Genomic DNA, 20,715 nt, shown 5'->3' on the forward strand with positions numbered 1-20,715 from the left:
AGTTGAGGCCGCATCGTGTGCAAGGGATTAAATTTTAATCAGTGAGAAATGAAAAACGTGAAGAAGGGATTAAAGATTTCCCGTGTAGCCGGATCAGTGGTAGCAGTGCTGTTCCTTATCGTTATCGGCTTCTATGCTCAAGCCCAGGACGGGAACCAGGGTATCGCCGATGCCACCGCAAAAGTTAAAGGCTACTTCGAGAAGGGAACTTTTTTGATGTATGCTATCGGGGCTCTTGTGGGACTCGTGGGAGCTGTGAAGGTATATAACAAATGGTCAGCCGGAGAACCAGACACGTCCAAGGTTGCCAGTAGCTGGTTTGGCGCCTGTATCTTTCTGGTAGTCGTAGCAACCATACTCAAAGGCTTTTTCGGTGTATAACCAGGATCAACAATAAAATTATAGTGATATGGAAAGGCACTTACCTGAAGTGGATATAGAAGGCACTGCATTCTATGTAGATGTAATGCGAGAGGAGTTACGACAGAAAGAGGACCGGCTTAACCGGATATCCTTTAATGTTTTCAGCCAGGAAGGCAACGGATATACTTTCCTCTATGACAGAGCAACAAAAAATGTTGCCGAGGCTGACCAGGATCATCCGGTGATGAAAGAAACGTTTGTCTGGGTGACGCTGCCTGCTTTAATGGAATTGGACGCCGAGGGCATTGCCCTGAAATATAATATTCCACTATCGGTACTGTTGCCGGAGCTGGGTCTCGATGATGAAAATGAGGAGGAGGACTATTATGAAGATGAACACTATAGCTGAAGAGTTGCTGCAATCCAGGCTTGACGGGCAGCTTCCCATTATCGATATCGCAGGAAAGGATTTCAATGTGGTCTGGCAAGATCGCATGCTGAAACCTACGAACGGCAGCGGCTCCGGTTTGGACCTGGATAATATGCCCCTGGATGAAGACGGGTTAAACTACTTGTGTTTTTACAACCAGGCTACCGAATCTCAGGTATTGATACCGGAAAACATTACCCGGCTACCGGAAGATACCGTATTGCTTAAAATCCCTAATGAACTATACCTCGACCCGGTTGGTGTTGCAAGGGATTATGGTCAGCCAGATGCTTTCCTGCTCAATCTTTACCCGATCAGGGGAAACTTGAAGGCAGAGGTAATTCCCATTGAATTATCCGGTCTTCCGGAGTTAATAAAGGCCAATAAAGAGAAAAAACTGGGCGCAAAGATCTGCAAAGTATTTAAAGGTAAAAGGAAAAGTGGAAAAGGATTATAAGGGCTATGAAAGAAATCCAATATAGTATTAATAAAGGTGTTAACCGGCCAATTGAATTCCGGGGTCTAAAGGCACAGTATATCTATTATCTGGCAATTGGACTCGCAGTGTTGCTGGTTGTGTTCTCACTCATGTATATAGCGGCGGTACCTGTTTACCTGTGCGTACCGGTAGTGTTGTTGGCAGGATCGGGTTTGTTTATGGGGGTCTACCGGTATAGCCACAGGTACGGAGAGTTCGGGTTGATGAAAGCCCTTGCACTCCGGCAGGTGCCCGCTGCTATTTTACTGCGCTCGCGCAAAGCTTTTATTGCCTTGTGCAAAAGATAGGTTCATTCTGTAACGGTAAGGTGAAGAGATATGATAGTGATAATGATAATTGCCGCGATCCTTCTGGCAGCAGTGCTGCTACAGCATAAGGAAGCAAAAATAAACAGTAAGGATATTGAAAAAATCCTTCCGTTATGGAAGCTGGAAAAGGACTGTATCGTCTCCAAAAACGGCGATTTAACTCTGGCCTTTGCAGTTACCTTGCCGGAAATATTTACCCTATCCAATGAGGAGTATGAAGGATTACACAATGCCTGGCTAAAGGCAATCAAGGTATTGCCGGTTGGTACTGTGCTCCATAAACAGGACTGGTTCATGCGTTCATCATACAGCTCCGTATTTTCAGATGGCGAAGACAATTTCCTGAAGACAAGCGCCAATAAATTTTTTAACGAGCGGCCTTTTCTGGATCATAACTGCTACCTGATGCTTACCCTGAAAGCAGATGGAAGAAAGCCTGGCAGCTCTGCTTTTTCTAACCTGTTACGAACAAACATTGTTCCTGCAGGTGCGATTAATAACAAGCAGTATCAGCAGCTGACAGATGCGGCAGGCCAATTTTGCCGGATCTTATCAGATAGCGGTCAGCTTCAGCTCAGAAAGCTTTCGCAGCAGGAACTTACAGGCGACCAAAATAATACGGGGCTACTGGAACGGTATCTGTTTCTATCGGGCAATAAAGAAACACCTCAGATCAGGGACATCGAATTTAAGCCGGACTGGAAAATCGGCGAGAACTACTGCCAGCTTTATACCCTTGCCGATACTGACAACCTTCCGGCCACTTGTGGCCCAAGGGTAAATTATGATAAATATTCAACGGACCGCACCAAGTTCTCTGTCGGTTTTGCATCGCCTATCGGTCAGCTGCTTCCAGTAAACCATATTTACAATCAGTTTCTGATCATTGGTGATATTCCCAAAACCCTGAAGCGGCTGGAAGCCAAGCGCAGAAGACTGCAATCGCTTTCTGGCTATAGCCGGGAAAATACGATCAGCAAAGACGCGACCGGGGATTTTTTGAATGAAGCCATCGCAGATGCCAGGACACCGATAAAGGCACATTTTAATTTACAGTGCTGGACGGATGATTATAACGAGCTAAAGGAGCTGCGTAACCAGACCTCCTCCTCCCTATCCAAGATGGATGTAGTGCCGCACCTGGAAACAACAGGTTATCCGCAGCTCTGGTGGTCCGCCTTAGCTGGCAATGAAGCAGACATCCCGGAAAACGAATGTTTTGAAACCTTTGCAGAGCAAGCTTCCTGCTTCCTCAATATGGAAACGGCGTACCGGTCCTCAAAGAGCAGTTTCGGTATCCGCCTCAATGACAGGCTTTCGGGTGTGCCGATACATGTCGACATATCGGATGAGCCGATGGGAAAGATCACTCAAAACCGCAATAAGATAGTGGTGGGCGGTTCCGGATCCGGGAAATCGATGTTCATGAACCATATGCTCCATAGCTACGTACAGCAGGGCGCCCACTGCGTTGTTGTCGATGTAGGCCACAGCTATGAAGGGCTCTGCGAGTTGTTGGGTGGTTATTATTTTACCTATAGCGAGGAAAACCCAATAAAATTTAACCCTTTTTATATACCGGCAGGCGAAGTGCTGGATACAGAAAAAAAAGAGAGCATCAAAACTTTGCTTGTTGCCCTCTGGAAACAAAACGATGAGTCGTTCCGGAGATCGGAGTACGTGGCCATATCCAATGCCTTGCAATCTTATTACGGCCACCTGGATACAGAACCGGATCTGTTTCCCTGCTTTGATACCTTTTACGAATTCCTCAATGAACATTTTATCAAAGAGCTAGACCGGGACCGGGTAAAGGACCGCGACTTTGATGTTCATAATTTCCTCTATGTACTGCGGCCCTTTTATAAAGGCGGAGAGTTTGATTATTTACTCAATGCTAAGGAGAATCTGGACGTACTGGGCCAGCCTCTGGTGATATTTGAAATTGATGCGGTCAAGGACCATCCCATATTGTTTCCGGTTATTGCGTTGATCATCTGTGAGCTTTTTATATCCAAAATGAGAAAGCTGAAGGGAATCCGTAAGGTGATCGTCATTGAAGAGGCATGGAAAGCTGTGGCGAAAGCAGGTATGGCTGAATTCATGAAATACCTCTACAAAACAGTTCGTAAATATTTTGGCGAAGCAATAACCGTTACCCAGGAAATTGATGACCTGCTTAGTTCGCCGATCATCAAGGAAGCTATTATCAATAATGCCGATTGTAAAATCCTGCTGGACCTGCGCAAGTTCCAGAACAAGTTCGACCAGATCCAGGAAGTGCTGGGCATGTCAGACAAAGGCAAAGCGCTGGTGCTGTCGCTCAATATTGCCAATGATCCAAATAGAAGGTACCGGGAAGTATATATCGAGCTGGGTAACCAACTGATGAAAGTATATGGCTACGAACCATCGATTGAAGAGTACTATGCCTATTCTACGGAGCAGACAGAGAAATTGAAAGTAAAAGAATTTACAAAACGGTACGGAGGCGATATCAGAAAAGCATTGAGCGCCATTGCAGCGGAAGAACTCCGTGCCTAAAAATTAAAAGATTATGGAAAATGAATTTAATCCTCAGGATCTCTTCGACATAAATGTCTATAAATCCCTAAAAGGGAAAGAAGCAGTATCGCGGCGTGTTGACGGACTCCAGCCGGTTATAGACATCAAGGGCCAGCCCTATTTTATAAACGTTCACTTTGGCCTGCTGGAACCGGCCAACAACTTTTTGATTGAGCCGATCCGCATCGGTGATATCCAAATGGACCAGCAGACAAAAAAGTTGTCCTTCTACTTCGATACCAGCACCAAAGAAAGGGTTGATATCGACGAGGCCATTACGGAACTGCCGGGAAACGTGGTCCGTGTAGAACTACCCAACCTATATTACCTGGACCCTATCGGTATGGCACGTCGGAATGAAAAGGATTTGTTGTATTACAAAAACGATGGCATCCCGTTAAGGATGTACCGGGTAGCTACTATTATTCCATTGCAAAAAACCGAACTGCTGGCCGAGGTGAATGAGAACCGCAAGCGTTCAGGTATGGAGCCCTTGCAACCTGGCGGTAAGGGGAAACAAAATACTCAAAAGAAAAGGAGGATGGGCTTATGAAAAATGTCATTACCGGTAGATTGAAAAAAACGCTTGTAATAGTATTATGCCTGTTAGTTACTACGCCTGTATTTCAGGCACAGGCGCAGATCCCGCTGATCGATGTACTCAAAGGGGCAGTCAAAAAGGTGATCAAAGCTGTAGACCTGCAGATACAACGCCAGCAGAACAAAATCATCTGGCTGCAAAACGCGCAGAAAACCCTGGAGAACGCCATGTCGAAGCTGAAACTCAATGAGATATCGGAATGGACAGAAAAGCAGCGTAAGCTTTATGACGATTACTTCCAGGAACTCCGTAAGGTCAAAAACCTGATCAGCACCTATAAAAAGACAAAGGGTATTATTACCCGGCAGGTTCAGCTCGTGGAAGAGTATAAAAAAGCATGGAACCTGCTGCGCCAGGATAAGCACTTCAGCGCGCGGGAGCTTGATTATATGTATAAGGTCTATACCGGCATACTGGATGAGAGCCTAAAAAATCTGGATCAGCTGTTTTTGGTTACCAATGCTTTTGCAACGCAGATGACCGATGGTAAACGATTGGAACTGATACATACTGCGAGCGACAACCTGGAAAAGAACCTGACTGACATGCGGGGATTCAATAATCGCAACTACAGGATCAGCCTCTCCCGCGCAGATGATATCACCCAGGCCGAAATGTTGAAAAAACTGTATGGTTTACAATAGAGGAGATATGGAGAGCGAAGAACAAAAAAGGATTGCAGTATCAGACTTTACGACACTGCTATACCAGAAGGGATACCGGGGGCGCTTTAGCGTCGAATTGCCCCTGACGAACAACACGTTTTTTGCAGGTAGATTATCCGACTGCCTGAGTGATGCCCTTAAACATTATAATGCTACAGCCGGTACGGAATCAGTGCTTAAGTTAAAGACCACGGCCCCATATGCTGATCATCTGGAATGTACTTTCAGCGTTCGGTTTGATGAGGTTAAAGGCTTTTTAGTTAATGGCGCAGCATTTCGCGATACCAGAACCGGACAAAGCCATGCTTACAGGATAAGCAGTAATCATCAGCTGCCGGGTGCCAATACCATTGAAGGGCTCTTTCCAAAACCTAAACCCTGGGATAAACATTTGAAAGGAAAATTCAGGCCATGAAGAAACAATTTATTAATACCGGAAACAGATACAGATTGCTTACATGCTGCTGTATCAAGACGCTTACCACCCTAACTACTGTGATGCTGCTTTTCGCATCACCCGCCATTGCGCAGACCTGGGGCGAGTGGTTCAACCAGAAAAGTACGCAGAGAAAATACCTGATCCAGCAGATCGCTGCACTCAAGGTGTATACGGAGTTTTTACGCAAAGGCTATACGGTTGTAAAGGATGGCACCGGGCTGATTCGTGATATTAAAAACGGGGACTTTAATCTGCATAAGGATTATTTCGGAGGTCTGAAAACTGTGAATCCTGCAATAAAGCAATATGACAAGGTAGACGATATCATTGCAATGCATGCACTGATGTTGCAGGAGCGGCAAGCAACACTGGCTACGGCAGCGGACAGTAAGCGTTTCAGCAATGAAGAGATCCGGGCGCTGCTAAAACTGTATGCTGCACTGAGTGATGAAGCAGGCAAAGATCTCGATGAATTGCTAATGGTAGTAGAGAACGGAACACTGGAGCTTAGCGACGATGAACGAATTAAAAGGATTGAACAGTTATATGCCAGGATGCAGGGTAAGCTTAGTTTTCAGAGGAAATTGAATAACAATATTGTCGCAATATCCAGCGGAAGAAAACGTCAGTCGGAGGATAATGAGATAATGAAAGCCATAATGGGTATTTAAGATTGAATGTGAAATAGAAAAGGGCCTGACGGATTAACCGGAACGGCATGAGGAGAAAGATATGATGGAGATAATTTCACTGGGTTTAGGCGTGCAGAGCACGGCCCTTTACCTGATGTCCAGTATGGGACAAATTCCAAGGGCTGATTATGCCATTTTCGCCGATACAGGTAAAGAAGGTTCCGGCACTTACAAGTATATGAACTTCCTGCAGCAATGGCAGGCAAAAAATAATGGTATTCCGCTGATCGTATGCCAGGACAAAAACCTTTATGCAGATCTGCTGGACAAAGAACGGAGCAACCGATTTTCTTCTATTCCGGCATTTACCCAAAGTGAAAATGGTTCTGTAGGTATGCTTCGAAGGCAATGCACGGCCGAGTACAAAATATTCGTTGTCGATAACTATATACGCGATCATATATACCAGATCCCCAAAGGGACCCAAAGGCCACGAACCGGGCTTTGGCATGGTATTACGCTCGATGAAGTCGAACGCATGTCGCTTCCCCATGAAGCATGGAAGGTCAACACCTATCCTTTTCTGGGTCAGCTATCCCGTAAAAATGGAGAGACTTCCCCTATTTCCTGGTCCAGGCCGATGAGCCGTCAGGATGTAATCCGCTGGTATGTTTTGCATGAACTACCCATTCCGCCGAAGTCGAGCTGTGTATTCTGTCCCTATCAGTCCGATCATTCCTGGGCAATGAAAAAAATAAATGAGCCTGATGATTTTGCGGCAGCAGTAAAGGTCGACGAAGCGATCCGCAACAGTACGGCAAAAGGCATTAATAATCCGGTATACCTGCACCGCTCCTGTCGGCCATTAGCCCAGGTTGTATTCGATACCGGGCAGAAGGAAGAGTGGGGCGAATGTTCGGGCAACTGCCATGTTTAAAGGAAAGGCAAAAATACCAGCCGCAGGTGCGGCTGGTAAGAAAAAGTTGGATACAAAATTCAAGATCATGAAAAAGATACTTACAGCGGTTTTGACCCTGTGCTGCACCTTGCAGCTACAACTGGCTTCCGCCCAATCGGCGGAGATTCAGCAGCTGATATTAAATATTGAAAAGCTGGCGCAGTTCAAGGCTATCCTCAGTGACCTTAAGAAAGGATATGATATCGCGCATAACGGCTATAACACAGTAAAGAATATTTCCCAGGGTAATTTCAGCATGCACCAGGTTTTCCTCGATGGCCTGCTGGCGGTCAATCCGGAGCTTCGCAAATACAGGAAAGTAGCAGATATCATTAACTATCAGGTCAGGATACTTTCTGAATATCAGTCTGCCTTCAACCGGTTTAAAAGTACCGGCAATTTTACACCTGCGGAAATAATCTACCTGGGCAAAGTATATGGCAACCTGTTTGACCGCAGCCTTGAAAATATTGATGAGCTGGCTATGATCCTTACCGCAAGCGAACTGCGTATGAGTGACGATGAACGGATCACTGCCATAGACCGGCTTTACGAGGATATGAGCGGTAAACTTTCCTTCCTCCGCTCCTTCAATAAAAAGACCGAAATACTCCACAGGCAACGGGGCCAACAAGTCCGGGAGAATAATTTGGCAAAAAAGATATACGGACAATGATCCGGTAAGCAAGTTTAGATACCTAAAAATCGTGTAGAATGAAAAAGTGTGGAAGAAAATTTTGGGTTATGGTTACCCTATGCCTGTTAGTGCCGATGTTCAGCCAGGCTCAGGGCGTTAGTGAAAGTGTTTACGATCTTAATGGAGTGCTGAAAAAACTGTTCAACGATATGCTCCCTTTATGCGAGCCGCTGATGAACGTCGGCAGGGCAATTGCTGGTTTTGCCGCCCTTACCTATATAGCTGTCCGTGTATGGAAGCACATTGCCAAAGCAGAGGCTATTGATTTCTTTCCATTGCTACGGCCTTTTGCGATTGGAATGGCGATTATGTTGTTCCCGCAGGTTATCGGCCTGATGAATGGTGTGCTCGATCCCATAGAGGTCGCGACCAGGCAAATGTCTAAAGACAGCCATAAGGCTATCCGCTACAATATTGAGCAGCAGGAAAAGGCGGTTAATCAAACGCCACCCGTTGGCGTTTATCCCGGCGGCCCGGATGATATGGAAAAATATGAGCAGCCTGACGGCAGCTCGGAAGAAGATGGATTTTTCTCTGGTCTGAAAAGTGCCTTCAGCGTATTTAATCTCAAAAATATGTTTAAGCTATTTATCAGCGATGTCGTCCAGATCCTCTATTCTGCTGCCGCCTTATGTATCAATACCATCCGCACTTTTTACCTGCTCATACTGGCCATCCTTGGTCCCCTGGTGCTGGGATTGTCCGTCTTTGACGGCTTCCAGCATACGCTGGCGAGTTGGTTTGCCAGATATATCAATGTCTATATGTGGCTTCCGGTCGCCAATCTCTTCGGAGCGATCACATCGAAGATTTTAGAAAACATGATGACCCTGGACCAGGATTTTGGCAGCAGCATCGCCTATATCATTTTCATGATCATTTCCATAGTCGGCTATACCACTGTGCCCAATGTAGCTGGGTACATCATCCAGGCCGGTGGCAAAGATACCCTCCTCCATAAAATCAACAACATGACGCAAGCTGCCGGGAAGGCGGCAATGACCGGATTGTCAAAACTCTGATTCCTCAACTAAAGCAAACAAATATGTTCCGTCAATTGCAAAATATTGAAACGGCTTTTAAGCACGTGCGCCTATTCAGTTTCGTGCTGATTGGTGCCTGCATGGTGATCTGCTGTTTTACCGTACTGGAGAGTTATAAAATGGTGAGTGCCGCTCAGGGGCGTATATATCTCCTTGCCAATGGCAAAGCATTGGAAGCTCTTGCTGCCGACCGCAAGGATAATATACCTGTAGAAGCGCGCGATCACATATCGACCTTTCATCATTACTTCTTCAGCCTCGACCCGGACGATAAAGTTATCGAAGCCCACATCAACAAAGCCCTGTACCTGGCGGACGGGACGGCCAAGAAGCAATACGATGATCTCAAGGAAGGCGGTTACTACTCTGCAATCATATCCGGTAATGTAAGTCAGGAGGTTGCTGTGGACAGTATAGAGCTCAATATGGATACCTATCCGTATTACTTCCGCTATTGCGGCAAACAGAAAATTGTCAGGCCAACAGCAATAGTTACCAGGAGCCTTATTTCAGAAGGTTACCTGCGGAGTATCAGCCGGTCAGATAACAATTCTCACGGCTTTCTGATTGAGAAATGGCGCATACTCGATAACAAGGACCTTGATGTACAAAAACGATAAGACCATGCTATTTAGAAAAAGGAAAAGATCACCAGACCATACTCCCATTCAAGACAGGGCTGCGCTCGGCATTGCAAATGGTATTATCAGGCTGCAATCAAGGATGGCCGCAAAGCTCAGTCGCTGGGAAAGCAAATGTACCGTCAGGCAGAAAAAGATCCTGCTGTTCGTATTCTGCCTTGTATTCGGCACGTATTGCCTTTTCCTTTTACTCCGCTCCATACTGCTATAAGCAGAAGTAAGGATAGATAAGCCACTAATAATTCAACTAAAATAAAAAAACATGAAACCACACACAGAGCAAATTTTAAAGAAGAGAAAGTTTCTTTTGATGCTTCCTTTACTTACTGTTCCCTTCATTACCCTTGCATTCTGGGCTATGGGGGGCGGAACGGTTACCAAACAGGAAACCGGCAAGCAGCAGACCGGCTTGAACAAGGAACTGCCCGGCGCGCAACTGAGTACCGACCCGGTAGATAAAATGAGTTTATATAATAAGGCGGCCAAGGATTCCCTGGCTTTGCGTGAGCGCAGCAAAGGCGATCCCTATGCAGTGCCAGATAGTTCTTTGCAGACCATAACGTCAGATGCTTATGCAGAAAGCGGCTACAATAATCCGGCAACCGGTTACTCTGGGATGAGAACTTATGCTGATCCGAATGAGACCAAAGTAAAGGACAGGCTGGCGGCGCTGGAACGGGCCCTGAGCCAGCCCCAGCCACAAACTTCATCTGCCGCTTATGGCAATGGTGCTTACGGACAAAACCCCGGCATGTCTGCCGATCTGGACCGGCTGGAAGCCATGATGCAATCCATGACTTCCGGCAGCGGCGGAGACCCGGACCTGGCGGCCTTGAATGGTATGCTCGAAAAAATTACGGAGATCCAGAATCCTCAGCTTGCCCAGGAGAACCTCAAAGAACGGTCCCGCAAAAATAAAGGTCAGGTATATTCTGTGAACACCTTAACGGAGCAAAGGGAAATGCCGGTAATCAGCCGGAATGATCAGGTGATAACGGCAGAAAATCACGCAGGAAACTCTTTTTATGCCATTGAGGGGCAGGCTGCCACAGACTCCGTTCAGACTGCCATTCCTGCGGTGGTGCACGAGACGCAGACTTTAGTCTCCGGCTCAACGGTCAAGATGCGCCTGCTGGAAGATATTTTCATTAATGGTATGCTCATACCCAAAGGCAATTTTGTGTTTGGTACGGCGACAATAAATGGCGAGCGCCTGGCTATTGACATATCCGGTGTCCGTTATGGCAAAAGCCTCTTCCCTGTGTCCCTGAGTGTTTATGATCTTGACGCCCTGGAAGGCATTCATGTTCCGGGTGCCATTACAAGGGATGCGGTAAAAGATGGTTCTGACCGGGCTATGCAGAGCCTGCAGTTTATGAACATGGACCCTACACTGGTCGGCCAGGCCGCTGGCGTCGGTGTTGAAGCGGCAAAAGGACTTTTTTCTAAAAAGGCGAAGCTGGTGCGCGTTACCGTTAAGGCCGGATATCCTATCCTGCTTATGGATGCCAAGGCAAAGCAGGACCTCACTAATTGATTTCTTAACCCTATACAATTACAACTATGAAATTTTTGATGTTTATATGCGCCCTATTGAGCGTAACCATACTTAAAGCACAACAAACAGCCATTAATCTTGACGGCAACACTGTAATTCCCGCTTACAATCTTGATATAAGCTGGAATAAGACCACGATGCTGATCTTTCCTGCCGCAATTCAAAGCGGTGACGTAGGAGACAAATCCATTCTCGCCGAAACGGTAAAGGATGTAAAGAACATCCTGAAAGTAAAAGCCGGTAAAAAGGATTTTGAGCAGAGCAACTTACAGGTAGTAACTGTTGATGGTAAGGTGTATTCCTTTCAGGTGAATTATAATGAAAATGCTCCTTCGCTACCTATTGATATGGGCAAACAGCCTCCATATGCACCCATAACCTTTAAGGGCATATCCCTCAATAGTAAAGAGCTTGAAACTTATGCAGCTAAAGTCGCAGGCAGCATACCTTTTATGAAAGGCAAAGTATACCATAAACAAGGAATGGAATTCCGGTTAGACGGTATCTATATCAAAAACGATGTTTTGTTCTTTCAGTTTCATCTGCTCAATGAAACCCGTATCCCCTATGATGCAGCTTCCCTCCGCTTTTACGTGCGCGATAAAAAAACGGTCAAACGTACTGCATCCCAGGATAAGGAGATCCTGCCGGTATATGTGCATCAGTCCGGGGCTCCTGAATTTGGTAAAGGCCGGGTGATCGTTGTTGCTTTCCCCAAGTTTACCATTGCCCTAAAAAAGCGCCTTACCGCTGAACTTATGGAACAGGACGGAGACCGCAACCCAACAACATGGCTCGATCAGAAAAAACTGTTGAAGGCAAGGTCGCTTTAGGGAAATATAAAACACACAAATATCATGGAACAGGAAATGCAGATGTACAATAAAATGCAGGATTCTTTGATGGTGGAGCTCGGTACATGGAACAGGCAGGAAAACAAGTTCCGGGAAATATTTGGCGATCAGGCACTCAAAGACCGGGATTTTAAGAAGATGAAGCTGTCCGAATATGAGCGTCTTTCCAGTCTGTATGCCGGGGCAGCAACGACTATAGATGAGAAAGCAATGGTAAGGATGCTTCAGTTCCAACGGCGCAAACTTACCAAAGACCTGTATCCGGGCCTGATCAGGCGTGCCATTCATAAACTGATCGTTTTCTTCCGTTCGGAAATCAGTGCAAAACGGGAGTTGGCTATGGTAAAGCAGGCTGGAATGCAGCCTTACAGAGACATCCAGCTTCCCGGTAAAGACCCGGAAATTAAAAAGAGCCAGAATGAAAGTATAGAGGTGAACCAAGGTCAACGGCACAGGTACGCAAGCCGGGACCTGGGCAAAAAACGTCCGAGGCCGCAACATAAGAAAGGCCGGTCGATATAGCAGACCGGTATTATTCAACTAAAAAACAGAAATCATGGAACAAGAGAATTTCGAGAAACTAAAGAAGGAGCTTTTTTACAGGGGCTTTGGTGAAGGGCTTAATAATGAGCTTGGCGAGAAAATGTCGCGATCAGGTCCTGAATTTGCAATAGAGCATCAGGTGGGTATTGAAGGCGACCAGATGGCCTACCGGCTTAATTTCAGAAAAGATGACAATGCGGACAAGTATTATTTTAATACCATAGACACTTCTCTGCTTAAAAATGGCGACCAGCCGGGCCAGGAGCTTACCCATAGCTTCCCTGCAAATTCACTGGTAACAGCAACGGAGATGCACCATATGCTTAAACATGGATTGCTGGTTGCCGTAAACAAAACCCTTTTTAATAAGGAGGGCGAAGCCTACAATACCTGGGCGAGCATTGATATCAATGGACCAAAGGATGATTTCGGAAATTATCCGCGCAAAACTTATCATCAAAATTATTTCGCAAAGCAGCCTTTTGATGTCCAGCAGGCACTGCAGGACCTTGCAGTACCTGTCAAAGAATTGGAACAAAAATTCAAACTCGGTGACTATGAAAAGGCACTCAAAAAGGCAAACCTACCAGAAGTAACCATTATGGTAAATGGCGTGGAAAGCAAGGGGTATCTGTCTGTCAACCCTGGAGAACGGCGCATCGATGTTTATGATGCCAATATGAAGATCGTTCAACGGCAAGAGCAGGCCCAAGGCTTATCTGCTGCTGAAAATAAAAAAGATACATCGGTCCAACAATCCGGCGATGTAAAAAAAAAGCCCTGGGAGCAGCAGCAGCGAGTGAACTGGAACAGGAATAAAGGAAGAGGAATGGGTGCCTGAGCCCCATAAGGGGCTCAGTTTTTTTTAAAACTTATGGTTGAATTATGACAGCAGAGCAAATAGAATTATACCAGAAGGCCGCCGAATTAGGTACTATACCTGATGATAAAAATCCGCTCTACCTATTTTCGGTAACAGACAGTCACTTGCTGCTTCGAATACTCAATGATGATTTTGACCTTAAAGTCCTTGCCAGGCGGGAGCTTGAAGGGCGTGGTTATGCCAACGTCGATACATTGAAAACAAGCGGTAACAGCCAGAAGGACAATTATTCCAAAAGAATGAGTGAGGGCAAGCGGAAAAGAAAAGGCCGGGGACTTTAAGGCAATAGTGCAATAAGATTGAACATTAAAATGCAATAAAAAATGTCGAAACGCAGAGACTTGTTTTTGGAGAACACCAGTCCGTATGGATTCAAGCCAGAACTCCTGGTAAATGCTGATGAAGAGATGATCCGATTCCGTAGCCCCAATGCAACGGGCTACCAGGTCAACTGGTACGGTGAAGATATGGTGTTTTTCAGGCCTCACTTTTATCGCGGGGAAGAAAAATTACCATTCCTGACCAGTTACGAGGCATTGCTCAGGAGCGTTCCGTCGCTGGACCATATCGTAATCGACTCCATAGACACGCATGCATTGGAGCAAAAAATGGCCGCTGTCGATTGGTTTACAGCTGGGCCTCATTATGAGCGCCTGACTGAAGATGCACTTCGGCAGCTCCATGAGATCTGGCCAGTTATGGAGCAGCTTAAAAAGACAGGAAACAGAGCTGCAGCAAATATTGTTCAGGACCTGCAAATGAAGTATTGGGCGGACTCCGGAGCGGAATACTATACCCGCCTCGATATGAGAACTGACCGATATGATCGCAGTTACGAATTTTATGTCCGTCAACAACATGCTGGTATCAATATACGGCAGGCGTATAATTTGTTATGTGGCAGGCCACTGCTGCGTACCGAAGGTTCTGATAATGGAATGCCATATTGGTTGCAGCTCAAACCCTTAATGATTCCAAAAAGCTATGAACAATTCCAGGAGCATCGCTATCCAGATTTTGACCTTGCAGAAAAATTATCTATCCTGCCACTGAAGGAACTGCGTACAGAAGCGGAAGCAACTGCGCTGATCAGTGGCCTACAAGCAGGTGACAAAGTAGAAGCAGAAATAGAATCGACCGAAGGTGTAATTGCCGTGAAACTGACCGTTGATCCTGAAGCTCAGGCTGTATCTATACAGCAGCAAGGCTCCGCTCCTGAGATCATCAGGGCAATCGATGATTTTAACCGATTAAAGTATAACAAACCACTAACACAATCCCCGGCTCACCGCAGTAAACCGGCAAAAAAAAGAAAGCGTCAGGGATTATAAATCTTGAACAATGAAAGTAAAAGATATCAATGAGCTGGGCGCCTACCTGGAACATTTAGGGCTTGCCGATGCAGCCATTATGGAAAATCTTCAAACTTTGAAGGAAGGTGAAGGCTTCATAGGCCGGGTCGCTGCCCGTCATGGCGAAGACCGTTTGAGTTGCAGGTATCAGATCTCCAGGGATTCAGATTCTAATCTTTACCGGTTAGACGGCTATAATGCGGCGCTTCTCAGAGTAGATATTCCTCATGGTGTACTTGATGGAATCAGTTCCATGAACCTGGAAGCCAGGCTAAAGGAAGTCGATGTTTACCGGGACTGGCAAGATGTCTTTGACAGGCACAGTAGCATAGCACAGATATGCATGGAGCTTACACTGCTTTCAAAATCAACGGATGAGGAGGCCAGGGAACTAGGGAATTTACTATCGCTGAAATACCTTGCAGATACACCTGTTGAAAAATTGGTTGAAATCAATATCGACCGTCACCATTATGAAAAGGAAATATTTATCCCCCTTATGGGCAATGACCATGATACTGGAATCTTGCAGGCCTATAACCTGCTTTGCGGTAGGGGTATTATGAAATTAAAGGACATTTCGGAAGACCACCCCCCGGAAGCATATTGGCTTGTGCTCGAAAATGGCTATTTGCAATCTCTCCCTGAATTTGATATTGTCGGACAGCTTATGAGATTACCATTTAACACAGGCTTAGATCGCGAAGTTGTCCAGGATATGTTTTTACAACTCGTAAATGGGGATCAAATTACCGTTGATTTATCAATGGCTGGCCAACGCAGGCAGGGTATTATTGAAGTAGATGCGCGGCAGGGGATGATAGTTCTTTGTAATCAGCAGGGTGAACGCATATTAACTTCTGCAATGATAAGACGGGAATTGCCGAACCTGAATAACAGAGAAAAACCTAATGGGGCTATTAAAAACAATGCCCCGATAAAAAAGAAAAAAGGGCCCTCATTATAAGCCCAGATAGAATTATACAACGTGAAAATGATATGTGAGCATGGAAAAAAAACAAATGAAGACACCCGTCACCTATTATGGCGGCAAACAAACACTGGCACCCCTTATAGTATCGCTAATACCCGAGCACACCCTTTACGCAGAGCCCTTTACCGGAGGAGGGGCTGTATTCTTCCACAAGCCACCTTCCAAAGTTGAAGTGCTGAACGATACCAATGGCGAGCTGATGAATTTTTATAAAGTAACACGGGATCAATTCAAGCCGCTGCAGAAAATGATCCAACGGACACTGCATTGCCGCAATTCGTACAGGCAAGCTGAAGTAATTTATCACAATCCCGACCTTTTTGATGAAGTGAGGCGTGCCTGGGCTGTCTGGGTGATTTGTGCCCAGAGTTTTTCTTCAAAGATGGACGGGCCGTTTGGCTATGATAAAACACAGAATACAACCTCGAAGCGGATTGCCAACAAGCGGTTAAACTTTACTGAAGATTATGCAAAGCGATTGGAGCTTATCCAGGTAGAATGTGCCGATGCGCTTTATATTATTAAAAGCCGGGATCATGAACAGGCATTTTTTTATTGCGATCCTCCCTATATCGGTACGGCTTGTGGTCATTACAAGGGCTATACAGAAGCTGACTATAAAGCTTTACTAGACCTGCTTTCCAGCATCAAAGGTAAGTTCCTGCTTTCCTCCTACCCAACGAAGATATTGTCTCAGTATGCCAAAGAATATAAATGGCCATCGATGAAACGCGAATTATTTGTTACGGTAAATATGAAATCGGGAAATGCCAAAAAGAAAATAGAAGTGCTGACAGCAAATTATCCAATAGAAATAACCAAATAATAAAGGAGAAGAAATCGTGAGAGAGGAAATTGAAGAGAATAATATTTATGCAATCGACTGCCTGCAAGGGTTAAGAAAAATAGAGGACGACTCAGTCCAATGTTGCATTACGAGTCCGCCATATTGGAAACTTAGAAATTACGGTGTGGAAGGACAATTTGGACTGGAGCGTACTCCGGAAGCCTATGTGGAAATACTTGTTGAGTTGTTTGATGAAGTGAGACGGGTGCTAAAGCCAGATGGTACACTATGGCTGAACCTCGGAGATATGTATTGGGGCTCAGGTAAAGTCGGAAATAATCCTGCCTACTTACAAAAGCAAAAGGAGTTTAACAAGGTATCAGCACATCCTGGAAAATTCGGGATGCCGTTGACAGGAAAGCATAAAGAAATAAAAGACAAGGATCTAATCGGTTTCCCCTGGATGGTGGCGTTTGCGCTCCGAAAACAGGGATGGTATCTGCGACAGGATATTATCTGGCATAAACCCAACCCCATGCCCGAAAGCATTACCGACCGCTGTACGAAATCGCATGAGTATATCTTCCTGCTATCGAAAAACAGAAAGTACTATTTCGATCATAAAGCAATACAGACGGAAGCAAAAGGGCTTACGATCCGTGACCGCACATCAAGACCAGCTAGAAAGGCAAAATATGAGCCGCTGGTAAACTGCTTCAGAAAAGAAAGAAGTCCTGACCTGAAAGCAAACAGACGTTCAGTTTGGAGCATCACCAATAAGCCATTTAAAGAAGCTCATTTTGCTACATTTCCCCCTGAGATTCCAGAGTTGTGTATGCTCGCCGGTAGCAAGGAACGGGACGTTATCCTTGACCCTTTTATGGGTGCAGGAACAACTGCACTCGTTGCAACGAAGCTGAACCGGAGGTTCATAGGCTTTGAACTCAATCCTGATTATGTAGATATCGCAGTAAAACGACTTCTTGCGACCGGAGTCAGCATTGAAAAATTAATCAGGGAAAATTAATAACTATAGCATTAGACTATTAAGGAGACCACATGGAAAAGGAAGGGACAGGGAATTACTATTTCCGGAATCTGGCCACTGGGAAATTGAATATTTATATCGACGTGGCATTCTTTGAATCAATGCCAGAGCAGCAGAAAGGCATTTTTAGCGAGTTCTGTATTTGGAGCCGTAAAACAGGATGCTGGATATCAAAGAGAAAAGCAACAAAAAGTATTTACCTGCGGGCACGATTAAATGAATTTGGTTTTCAAAACAAGGGCGATATGGAAGGAATGGTAACCGATGGATCGGTGCAGACAGTATGATTCAAATAAAAAAGAAGTATTGGGTTTTAGATCAGTGTTATGGAAAAGAAGGACAGGTTAGAGAAGCTGATAGGGAAAACTGTAATGGTACCACAATTTCTTACGACAGACCCGGCTAATCATCGGGGAGATATAGGAACGGTTACCGCTGTGCACAGCTACAAGGATGGCTATGCGGATATTTCTGTCAGCTTTAAAGACGGCTGTGGAAGATATGATGCCTTCGCATTACTCATCCTCTTCCCTAAAAAAATAATTTTGCAAAGTCTCATCAACAAGTTTGATTCAATTGACAAGGAAACCAGGAAAGACATGCTTCAGGTGGTGAAATTGATTTGCCAAAAACGTCCCGAGCGTGCATTAAGCCTCGCAATGGAGAACAAGGACTTAGAATCTTCATGCGTTACCAATTGCCAGGACTGGATTGAAATAAAGAAAAAACAGGCATTAAAAACGGCCAGAAGACTTAGTGGGAATAAAAAATCCTAAATAGAAATTGATTAGTAGAATTTGTGATTAAATAAACAGCGATGAGAAATAAAGAAGCAATAATGGATTTGATAGGTAGGGTGGCAATAGTCGACCCTTACCAGGACGCCATGCAGCTCCTAAGGCCAGGGGAATGCTGTGTCATACAGGATATTCGGTCTGAATTGCCCTGTGAACGAGTGTATGTTGCTTTTGAGGATGGGAAAGTGGACTATTTTCATCCCACTGACTTACTAATATTGCGCCCCAGGTCTGATATTCTTCGAAGTATAGTTACCAGTACTGCAAACATGAATAAGGACGATTATAAAAACCTTATAAAAGTCCTCAAGTTGCAAACGGATAAAAAAACTGTACTGGCACTGCAGCTGGCGGTGAGCAAAGAATGTTACTTTATCCATTGTATTACTAGCTGCCAGGACTGGGTGGCAATGAAAGAGACGCAGCGTCTAAAGCAGTTCAAGCAGTCCGGAAAAAGAATTTAAGTTACAATTAAAGACAAGATTATGGCAGAATTGAAAAAGAGGATCTTATCCTTAAGTACCGGCAGACAGATAAAACTATACGGTAACAGTCTGGCCATCGGTAAAAGCCTGGAGGTAGGGGAAGGCTATGCGCCGAATGTACTATCATTCTATCCCGATGCTCCCGCTGATAAGGTATCAATGACGGTAAATAATCCTTATAAGTTTACCGCAGAAGAGATACAGGAAATTGCGGACTACAATATCCGGCTTTGGATGGAACTTAAAGACAACTTACGAAAGCATGGTATTGCAAGCAACAAGATCTTTAATAAAGACGGGGTTTTGTAGCAACGATAGGTTTTGAAAAAGCAAGCGGAAGATAGTTTCGCCGGAACCGCTGTTTTGGTGGAATCGGCAAGACCAAAAGAACAACATCCCAGGTCTGGGCAGATCGGCAGAATTGTGTCAATTTCTGAAAGTCGAGATTTGGTGGAGGTGAAATTCAATGATGGCAAATCGAATATGCACAGGACGGAAGATTTACTGACCCTGCATTCCGGCGAAATTATATTGAAGGGGCTTCTTAAAGAGTGGGATATCAGTAACAAGGACTGCCAGGTTGTTTTACATGTTATCAGATTGCTGTCAAAGGGAAACAGAGAGGATGCATTAAGATGGGCGCAGACCAATGATATTACCAGGGCGTTTTGTTTGATCAGGCTAAGTAGTTGTCTGACGCTCGTCAAGACCAAAAAGAATAATCCAAATTCCCTTAAAGGATACAAATAATGAAGAAAGTTTTTGCATAAAAGAAACTGCTTATTGGTTGGCGGTCAATGGCGGATCTGGTGTTGGCTGGGAAATGCCGACCCAGATTTCAGGCACGTGATTAGGATGCGATAGTTTTTAAGTCGCTTAATTTTTTTGGCAACAAAATTTGAACGCAGAGATGGCAAAGGTGAAGTTAGGAAATGAGGATGATGATAAGGTGTTAGGACAAAAGAATGATATTGAGCATCCCGAATTCAATATTACTGTTCTAAACAGAAAAGCTTTTCTATCTAGAAAAGCTAAAAAAGTCTATAAGACTATTATAACATATGTACAATTAACGGATGATGAAGCCAAAATCAAGCGTGCCATAATTGGAAGCATTATAAAGAAAGCTTATAAAAAATAGAATATTGCTATCAATTCATAATTTCATTAACAGTATCAGTTTATTTAACTTTTTTTGCGGAGGGACCCTTTCCGCTTTCTCCCATGCACATATCGTAGAACCGTCGATGCCGAGAATTTTTCCTAGTTGCTTATGACTAAGCCCGTTTCTATACCTATAAGCTTTCAATTTTCCTGCAATAGCAGAAACATCAATCTCCAAAGGCAAATATCCTAAAATCCAATAATTTGAGGAAAAATGGCGAATTTGGTGGATATTCTGGAAGCCTTGACCATGTCATTCTGACAATCATTGATCAGGAAAAGTGTTGAATATCGACCGCAGTCATGGTTAACTAAATCCGGAATCTCATGGTCAACCCCTTCGGATTTCCAATAAGATACAGTCGCTCGTTTTTAGTCATAATCAAGATTCAAATTTATATCAAAAGTT

Annotated in this window: 29 protein-coding genes; 28 read left to right on the forward strand and 1 reads right to left on the reverse strand. The window is 44.8% G+C overall.

Annotated elements, in window-relative coordinates; all coding sequences use genetic code 11:
• The first annotated feature begins 48 nt into the window (after positions 1-48).
• From BFS30_RS24605 to BFS30_RS24745, 28 genes are all read left to right on the forward strand, one after another.
• Complete coding sequence (locus BFS30_RS24605; RefSeq protein WP_069381725.1) at positions 49-381, forward strand: DUF4134 domain-containing protein; 333 nt, start codon at positions 49-51, stop codon at positions 379-381.
• A 28-nt stretch (positions 382-409) separates the two neighbouring features.
• Positions 410-772, forward strand: a complete 363-nt coding sequence (locus tag BFS30_RS24610) for a hypothetical protein (RefSeq protein WP_069381726.1) — start codon at positions 410-412, stop codon at positions 770-772.
• Positions 756-1,250 (forward strand): hypothetical protein, encoded by a 495-nt coding sequence (locus BFS30_RS24615; RefSeq protein WP_069381727.1) that lies wholly within the window; start codon positions 756-758, stop codon positions 1,248-1,250. The genes BFS30_RS24610 and BFS30_RS24615 overlap by 17 nt, the downstream gene beginning before the upstream one ends.
• Positions 1,251-1,255: 5 nt before the next feature.
• Positions 1,256-1,579 carry a DUF4133 domain-containing protein gene (locus BFS30_RS24620; RefSeq protein WP_069381728.1) on the forward strand — a complete coding sequence of 108 codons (324 nt, stop codon included), beginning with the start codon at positions 1,256-1,258 and terminating at the stop codon, positions 1,577-1,579.
• Between the two features lie 30 nt (positions 1,580-1,609).
• Entirely contained in the window at positions 1,610-4,144 is a 2,535-nt protein-coding gene (locus BFS30_RS24625; RefSeq protein ID WP_237028654.1) for a TraG family conjugative transposon ATPase, read from the forward strand.
• A 13-nt stretch (positions 4,145-4,157) separates the two neighbouring features.
• Positions 4,158-4,718 carry a hypothetical protein gene (locus BFS30_RS24630; RefSeq protein WP_069381729.1) on the forward strand — a complete coding sequence of 187 codons (561 nt, stop codon included), beginning with the start codon at positions 4,158-4,160 and terminating at the stop codon, positions 4,716-4,718.
• A 20-nt stretch (positions 4,719-4,738) separates the two neighbouring features.
• Positions 4,739-5,410, forward strand: coding sequence for a conjugal transfer protein TraI (locus BFS30_RS24635; RefSeq protein ID WP_237028655.1), 672 nt, complete (start codon positions 4,739-4,741; stop codon positions 5,408-5,410).
• Positions 5,397-5,846: a hypothetical protein gene (locus BFS30_RS24640; protein ID WP_157263042.1), complete on the forward strand. Its 450-nt coding sequence runs from the start codon at positions 5,397-5,399 to the stop codon at positions 5,844-5,846. Before BFS30_RS24635 ends, BFS30_RS24640 begins: the two co-directional genes overlap by 14 nt.
• Positions 5,843-6,541, forward strand: coding sequence for a hypothetical protein (locus BFS30_RS24645; protein WP_069381732.1), 699 nt, complete (start codon positions 5,843-5,845; stop codon positions 6,539-6,541). Before BFS30_RS24640 ends, BFS30_RS24645 begins: the two co-directional genes overlap by 4 nt.
• A gap of 61 nt (positions 6,542-6,602) precedes the next feature.
• Positions 6,603-7,439 (forward strand): hypothetical protein, encoded by an 837-nt coding sequence (locus tag BFS30_RS24650; protein WP_157263043.1) that lies wholly within the window; start codon positions 6,603-6,605, stop codon positions 7,437-7,439.
• 67 nt (positions 7,440-7,506) lie between these two features.
• Positions 7,507-8,136 carry a hypothetical protein gene (locus BFS30_RS24655; protein ID WP_069382653.1) on the forward strand — a complete coding sequence of 210 codons (630 nt, stop codon included), beginning with the start codon at positions 7,507-7,509 and terminating at the stop codon, positions 8,134-8,136.
• Positions 8,137-8,174: 38 nt separating this feature from the next.
• The gene (gene traJ, locus BFS30_RS24660) at positions 8,175-9,179 is read left to right on the forward strand and encodes a conjugative transposon protein TraJ (protein ID WP_083252226.1); all 1,005 of its coding nucleotides are present in this window, start codon (positions 8,175-8,177) and stop codon (positions 9,177-9,179) included.
• Positions 9,180-9,202: 23 nt separating this feature from the next.
• Complete coding sequence (gene traK, locus BFS30_RS24665; protein WP_069381734.1) at positions 9,203-9,820, forward strand: conjugative transposon protein TraK; 618 nt, start codon at positions 9,203-9,205, stop codon at positions 9,818-9,820.
• 283 nt (positions 9,821-10,103) lie between these two features.
• Positions 10,104-11,378, forward strand: a complete 1,275-nt coding sequence (traM, locus tag BFS30_RS24675) for a conjugative transposon protein TraM (protein WP_069381736.1) — start codon at positions 10,104-10,106, stop codon at positions 11,376-11,378.
• A 38-nt stretch (positions 11,379-11,416) separates the two neighbouring features.
• A complete protein-coding gene (traN, locus tag BFS30_RS24680) occupies positions 11,417-12,232 on the forward strand; it encodes a conjugative transposon protein TraN (protein WP_257785611.1) in 816 nt (271 codons plus the stop codon).
• Between the two features lie 24 nt (positions 12,233-12,256).
• Positions 12,257-12,775 carry a hypothetical protein gene (locus BFS30_RS24685; protein ID WP_069381738.1) on the forward strand — a complete coding sequence of 173 codons (519 nt, stop codon included), beginning with the start codon at positions 12,257-12,259 and terminating at the stop codon, positions 12,773-12,775.
• Positions 12,776-12,809: 34 nt separating this feature from the next.
• Positions 12,810-13,637, forward strand: a complete 828-nt coding sequence (locus BFS30_RS24690) for a hypothetical protein (RefSeq protein WP_069381739.1) — start codon at positions 12,810-12,812, stop codon at positions 13,635-13,637.
• Between the two features lie 44 nt (positions 13,638-13,681).
• Entirely contained in the window at positions 13,682-13,960 is a 279-nt protein-coding gene (locus BFS30_RS24695; RefSeq protein ID WP_069381740.1) for a hypothetical protein, read from the forward strand.
• A gap of 42 nt (positions 13,961-14,002) precedes the next feature.
• On the forward strand, positions 14,003-15,010 hold the full coding sequence (locus tag BFS30_RS24700) for a hypothetical protein (RefSeq protein WP_069381741.1): 1,008 nt from the start codon (positions 14,003-14,005) through the stop codon (positions 15,008-15,010).
• 10 nt (positions 15,011-15,020) lie between these two features.
• Positions 15,021-15,998, forward strand: a complete 978-nt coding sequence (locus tag BFS30_RS24705) for a hypothetical protein (RefSeq protein WP_069381742.1) — start codon at positions 15,021-15,023, stop codon at positions 15,996-15,998.
• 40 nt (positions 15,999-16,038) lie between these two features.
• Positions 16,039-16,851: a DNA adenine methylase gene (locus BFS30_RS24710; protein WP_208603006.1), complete on the forward strand. Its 813-nt coding sequence runs from the start codon at positions 16,039-16,041 to the stop codon at positions 16,849-16,851.
• A gap of 16 nt (positions 16,852-16,867) precedes the next feature.
• Positions 16,868-17,839, forward strand: coding sequence for a DNA-methyltransferase (locus BFS30_RS24715; protein ID WP_208603007.1), 972 nt, complete (start codon positions 16,868-16,870; stop codon positions 17,837-17,839).
• 32 nt (positions 17,840-17,871) lie between these two features.
• Positions 17,872-18,147 carry a hypothetical protein gene (locus tag BFS30_RS24720; protein ID WP_069381743.1) on the forward strand — a complete coding sequence of 92 codons (276 nt, stop codon included), beginning with the start codon at positions 17,872-17,874 and terminating at the stop codon, positions 18,145-18,147.
• 39 nt (positions 18,148-18,186) lie between these two features.
• Positions 18,187-18,636: a hypothetical protein gene (locus BFS30_RS24725; protein WP_069381744.1), complete on the forward strand. Its 450-nt coding sequence runs from the start codon at positions 18,187-18,189 to the stop codon at positions 18,634-18,636.
• A gap of 62 nt (positions 18,637-18,698) precedes the next feature.
• Positions 18,699-19,121 carry a hypothetical protein gene (locus tag BFS30_RS24730; RefSeq protein ID WP_157263044.1) on the forward strand — a complete coding sequence of 141 codons (423 nt, stop codon included), beginning with the start codon at positions 18,699-18,701 and terminating at the stop codon, positions 19,119-19,121.
• Between the two features lie 21 nt (positions 19,122-19,142).
• Entirely contained in the window at positions 19,143-19,451 is a 309-nt protein-coding gene (locus BFS30_RS24735) for a hypothetical protein (protein ID WP_069381746.1), read from the forward strand.
• Between the two features lie 12 nt (positions 19,452-19,463).
• The gene (locus BFS30_RS24740) at positions 19,464-19,892 is read left to right on the forward strand and encodes a hypothetical protein (protein ID WP_069381747.1); all 429 of its coding nucleotides are present in this window, start codon (positions 19,464-19,466) and stop codon (positions 19,890-19,892) included.
• A 160-nt stretch (positions 19,893-20,052) separates the two neighbouring features.
• The gene (locus tag BFS30_RS24745; protein WP_069381748.1) at positions 20,053-20,283 is read left to right on the forward strand and encodes a hypothetical protein; all 231 of its coding nucleotides are present in this window, start codon (positions 20,053-20,055) and stop codon (positions 20,281-20,283) included.
• Between the two features lie 15 nt (positions 20,284-20,298).
• Here the strand turns inward: BFS30_RS24745 and BFS30_RS28255 are convergent, their stop codons facing one another.
• Positions 20,299-20,490: a helix-turn-helix domain-containing protein gene (locus tag BFS30_RS28255; protein WP_167353194.1), complete on the reverse strand. Its 192-nt coding sequence runs from the start codon at positions 20,488-20,490 to the stop codon at positions 20,299-20,301.
• Positions 20,491-20,715: the final 225 nt, after the last annotated feature.

Source organism: Pedobacter steynii, from assembly GCF_001721645.1.
GTDB lineage: Bacteria > Bacteroidota > Bacteroidia > Sphingobacteriales > Sphingobacteriaceae > Pedobacter > Pedobacter steynii_A.

Excerpts from the sequence above, each read along its gene's own strand:
- BFS30_RS24605 (WP_069381725.1), top strand. The coding sequence starts at position 49 with ATGAAAAACGTGAAGAAGGGATTAAAGATTTCCCGTGTAGCCGGATCA.
- BFS30_RS24610 (WP_069381726.1), top strand. The coding sequence starts at position 410 with ATGGAAAGGCACTTACCTGAAGTGGATATAGAAGGCACTGCATTCTAT.
- BFS30_RS24615 (WP_069381727.1), top strand. The coding sequence starts at position 756 with ATGAACACTATAGCTGAAGAGTTGCTGCAATCCAGGCTTGACGGGCAG.
- BFS30_RS24620 (WP_069381728.1), top strand. The coding sequence starts at position 1,256 with ATGAAAGAAATCCAATATAGTATTAATAAAGGTGTTAACCGGCCAATT.
- BFS30_RS24625 (WP_237028654.1), top strand. The coding sequence starts at position 1,610 with ATGATAGTGATAATGATAATTGCCGCGATCCTTCTGGCAGCAGTGCTG.
- BFS30_RS24630 (WP_069381729.1), top strand. The coding sequence starts at position 4,158 with ATGGAAAATGAATTTAATCCTCAGGATCTCTTCGACATAAATGTCTAT.
- BFS30_RS24640 (WP_157263042.1), top strand. The coding sequence starts at position 5,397 with ATGGTTTACAATAGAGGAGATATGGAGAGCGAAGAACAAAAAAGGATT.
- BFS30_RS24645 (WP_069381732.1), top strand. The coding sequence starts at position 5,843 with ATGAAGAAACAATTTATTAATACCGGAAACAGATACAGATTGCTTACA.
- BFS30_RS24650 (WP_157263043.1), top strand. The coding sequence starts at position 6,603 with ATGATGGAGATAATTTCACTGGGTTTAGGCGTGCAGAGCACGGCCCTT.
- BFS30_RS24655 (WP_069382653.1), top strand. The coding sequence starts at position 7,507 with ATGAAAAAGATACTTACAGCGGTTTTGACCCTGTGCTGCACCTTGCAG.
- traJ (WP_083252226.1), top strand. The coding sequence starts at position 8,175 with ATGAAAAAGTGTGGAAGAAAATTTTGGGTTATGGTTACCCTATGCCTG.
- traK (WP_069381734.1), top strand. The coding sequence starts at position 9,203 with ATGTTCCGTCAATTGCAAAATATTGAAACGGCTTTTAAGCACGTGCGC.
- traM (WP_069381736.1), top strand. The coding sequence starts at position 10,104 with ATGAAACCACACACAGAGCAAATTTTAAAGAAGAGAAAGTTTCTTTTG.
- traN (WP_257785611.1), top strand. The coding sequence starts at position 11,417 with ATGTTTATATGCGCCCTATTGAGCGTAACCATACTTAAAGCACAACAA.
- BFS30_RS24685 (WP_069381738.1), top strand. The coding sequence starts at position 12,257 with ATGGAACAGGAAATGCAGATGTACAATAAAATGCAGGATTCTTTGATG.
- BFS30_RS24690 (WP_069381739.1), top strand. The coding sequence starts at position 12,810 with ATGGAACAAGAGAATTTCGAGAAACTAAAGAAGGAGCTTTTTTACAGG.
- BFS30_RS24695 (WP_069381740.1), top strand. The coding sequence starts at position 13,682 with ATGACAGCAGAGCAAATAGAATTATACCAGAAGGCCGCCGAATTAGGT.
- BFS30_RS24700 (WP_069381741.1), top strand. The coding sequence starts at position 14,003 with ATGTCGAAACGCAGAGACTTGTTTTTGGAGAACACCAGTCCGTATGGA.
- BFS30_RS24705 (WP_069381742.1), top strand. The coding sequence starts at position 15,021 with ATGAAAGTAAAAGATATCAATGAGCTGGGCGCCTACCTGGAACATTTA.
- BFS30_RS24710 (WP_208603006.1), top strand. The coding sequence starts at position 16,039 with ATGGAAAAAAAACAAATGAAGACACCCGTCACCTATTATGGCGGCAAA.
- BFS30_RS24720 (WP_069381743.1), top strand. The coding sequence starts at position 17,872 with ATGGAAAAGGAAGGGACAGGGAATTACTATTTCCGGAATCTGGCCACT.
- BFS30_RS24725 (WP_069381744.1), top strand. The coding sequence starts at position 18,187 with ATGGAAAAGAAGGACAGGTTAGAGAAGCTGATAGGGAAAACTGTAATG.
- BFS30_RS24730 (WP_157263044.1), top strand. The coding sequence starts at position 18,699 with ATGGATTTGATAGGTAGGGTGGCAATAGTCGACCCTTACCAGGACGCC.
- BFS30_RS24735 (WP_069381746.1), top strand. The coding sequence starts at position 19,143 with ATGGCAGAATTGAAAAAGAGGATCTTATCCTTAAGTACCGGCAGACAG.
- BFS30_RS24745 (WP_069381748.1), top strand. The coding sequence starts at position 20,053 with ATGGCAAAGGTGAAGTTAGGAAATGAGGATGATGATAAGGTGTTAGGA.